Consider the following 2,842-nt stretch of genomic DNA (forward strand, 5'->3'; position numbering starts at 1 on the left):
GTACCCATCCGGTGAAGACCGCAGACGTGTATCCGGCGGCCATGAGGACCTGAGCACCGCGGTGCCGGCGTCAAGTTTTTGATGGGGAGACGCGATGATATTCTTCGAGGAGGAGTTCGACCTCCTCGATGCCTTCATCGGTGAAGGCCAAGATCCCGTCGTCATCGTTGGCGCCGTAGACCCAGATGACGCCGTCCTCGGGCTCGAGACCGAGGGTCAGTTCCTGGATGAGCGCTTCGCTGACGCCGAGGTCCCTGGCGACACGTTCGACGGTGTAGACGTGATGCACCTTATTGCGCTGCATGATCAGGCCGCCGCTGATTGGGTCCGCAGTTGTGCGGATCTCCAATTCCACGGCAGCAAATCATCGATCCGATGGGCTGGGTGGGCTGCGATGCGCGCCAGGATATCGGCGAGCCAGGCCTGCGGGTCGATATCGTTCAACTTGGCGCTGACGATCAGGCTGTAGAGAACGGCAGCGCGCTGTCCGCCGCGATCGGAACCGCAGAACAGCCAGGACTTTCTGCCGAGAGCGATGCCGCGCAGGGCTCGCTCGGCTGCATTGTTCGATAGGCAGATCCGCCCGTCGTCGAGGAACCGGGCGAAGGATGACCAGCGGCGCAGCATGTAGTTGAAGGCCTTGGTCAGATCATGTCCGCGCGAGAGCTTGTCGCGCGTCTCGATCATCCAGGTCTCGAGCTCCGCGACCAGCGGCAGGCTCCGCTCCTGGCGCACGGCGTGGCGTTGGGCCGGCGACAGGCCGTTGATCTCGCGCTCGATATCGAACAGGGCGTCGATGCGCTTCACGCCTTCAACCGCGAGCGGATAGACCAGGTTGGGCTTCTCGCCGTGCGCCTTCTTGCGCGCCGCCGCTTCGATATCGGCCAGCCCGAACACTTTGCGCCGGCTGTGGGCCCAGCAGCTGGCTTCCAGAATAGGCGCCGGCTGACGGGCCGCCGCATAGAGATCGCCATAACCGCCATAGGCATCGGCCTGCAGAATGCCGCTCCAGCCGGCGAGATGCGCCGCGGGATGTTCGCCTCGGCGATCGCGGGAATAATAGAACACCGCCGCCGGCGGATCGACATCGCCGAATGGTCGGTCATCACGCACATAGGTCCATAATCGGCCGGTATCGGTCTTGCCCTTGGCCAGGACCGGCACCGTCGTGTCGTCGCCGTGCAGACGTGAAGCGGCCAGCACATGGGCTTCGAGCCGCTTGAACAGCGGCATCAGCGCCGCGACGCCGGCGCCGACCTGGTCGGCGAGCGTCGACAGGCTGAGCGGCACGCCTTCGCGGGCATAGCGTTCAGCCTGGCGGTTGAGGGGCTGATGCTGGCCGAACTTCTCGAACAGGATCATCGCCAGCAGGCCGGGACCGGCCCAGCCGCGCGGGGTGGCGTGGAACGGCGCCGGAGCCTGGCTGATCGCCTCGCAGTCGCGGCAGGTGAACTTCTCCCGCACGTGCTGGATCACCTTCCATTGCCGCGGCACCACCTCCAGCGTCTCGGTGATATCCTCACCCAGCCTGCGCAGCCGATGACCGCCGCAGCAGTGGCAAGCGGTCGGCGCCGGCTCGACCACGCGTTCGCGCGGCAGGTGCTCGGGAAATGGCTGGCGCGCCGGTCGTTTGCGCACATAAGGCGCCACCTCGGTGGTCCGCGCCGCTGCCTGTTCGGCGGCGATCTCGTCTTCCGTTGCCGTGCTCTCGAGTTCCTCGAAGGTGAGTTCCATCTGGTCGTGCAGGCGGGCGGCACGTTCAGAACTTTGACCATGCAGCGCCCGCTGCAGCTTCCGGATCGTCAGATCCTGATGTGCGATCAGCGCCGCATCATCCGATGCCTTGGCCCTGGCGACCGCCAGTTCGGCCTCGACCAGCGCAGCGCGTGCGGCCTCGTCTTCGGCTCTGGCCAGCGCCGCGGTCAGCGCTGCTCTCAGCGCGCCAATATCGTCCGGAACAGCATCCTGGGCGGTGGCAACCATGCCCTGGAGTGAATCATAAAACGCGTCCGCTGACTCGCGGAAAATGGCGCAAACTCAAAGAAAAACTCAGCCCGCGCGCTGCGGTCGGAACGTGTGACGCGGGTTGCGCCAATCGATCCCGTCGAGCATGTAGGCGAGCTGCGCCGGTGATATGGAAACCGTGCCGTCCGCCGGCGACGGCCATAGAAACCGGCCCTTCTCGAGCCGTTTTGCATATAGCGACATGCCGAGCCCATCATGCCAGATAATCTTGATCAGGTTGCCGTTGCGGCCGCGGAAGACATAAAGATCGCCGGCATGCGGATCCCGGCCCAACGTCTCCTGAACCTGCAGAGCGAGGCCTTGCATTCCGCGACGCATATCGGTCCGGCCAACCGCCAACCAGATCCGCACCTGGCTCGGAACCGGGATCATGAAACGCCCAGCGCCTTCACCATCGCCGCCGCCAGTGTCGGCGGCGTGGTCAGCGGTATCCGCAGCCGCACCTTGCCGGCGATCTCCAGCTCGATCACCGCTGGTGGCGCCGCCGGCACCGAAGCGGCGAAAGGCTTATCGGGAACCACGACAACTTCGGCAAAGCCCGTCTCGCGGGCTCTCACCGTGCGGCGCCACTTATAGATCAGGCTGGTTGCGACATCGTACTGACGCGCTACCGCCGCCACTATGGCCCCGGGCGCGAATGCCGCGGCCAGGATCCGGCACTGATCCTCTTCACGCCAACGACGACGACGCTCCGGTCCGGTCAATAACGTCACATGGCTCATGCTGTGCTGCTAACTACGCTCGAAAGGACGACCTTAAGAGCGCAGCTTCGCTACCGGGCCATGCTCCCGCAAGGCGGCCCTCGCCGGAGGCGTAC

At 65.1% G+C, this 2,842-nt stretch carries 4 protein-coding genes; all 4 read right to left on the bottom strand.

Translation table 11 applies throughout. The features are described 5' to 3' along the window. Positions 1-70: 70 nt before the first annotated feature. Positions 71-304: a hypothetical protein gene (locus NKJ32_RS35245; protein ID WP_023766642.1), complete on the bottom strand. Its 234-nt coding sequence runs from the start codon at positions 302-304 to the stop codon at positions 71-73. Positions 305-306: 2 nt separating this feature from the next. Next, the gene (gene tnpC / locus NKJ32_RS35250) at positions 307-1,983 is read right to left on the bottom strand and encodes an IS66 family transposase (protein ID WP_352830552.1); all 1,677 of its coding nucleotides are present in this window, start codon (positions 1,981-1,983) and stop codon (positions 307-309) included. A gap of 66 nt (positions 1,984-2,049) precedes the next feature. After that, the gene (tnpB, locus tag NKJ32_RS35255; protein ID WP_023680870.1) at positions 2,050-2,397 is read right to left on the bottom strand and encodes an IS66 family insertion sequence element accessory protein TnpB; all 348 of its coding nucleotides are present in this window, start codon (positions 2,395-2,397) and stop codon (positions 2,050-2,052) included. Beyond that, on the bottom strand, positions 2,394-2,747 hold the full coding sequence (gene tnpA, locus NKJ32_RS35260) for an IS66-like element accessory protein TnpA (RefSeq protein ID WP_352596435.1): 354 nt from the start codon (positions 2,745-2,747) through the stop codon (positions 2,394-2,396). The genes tnpB and tnpA overlap by 4 nt, the downstream gene beginning before the upstream one ends. Between the last annotated feature and the right edge of the window lie 95 nt (positions 2,748-2,842).

The organism is Mesorhizobium sp. M0159 (genome assembly GCF_040322295.1).
GTDB lineage: Bacteria > Pseudomonadota > Alphaproteobacteria > Rhizobiales > Rhizobiaceae > Mesorhizobium.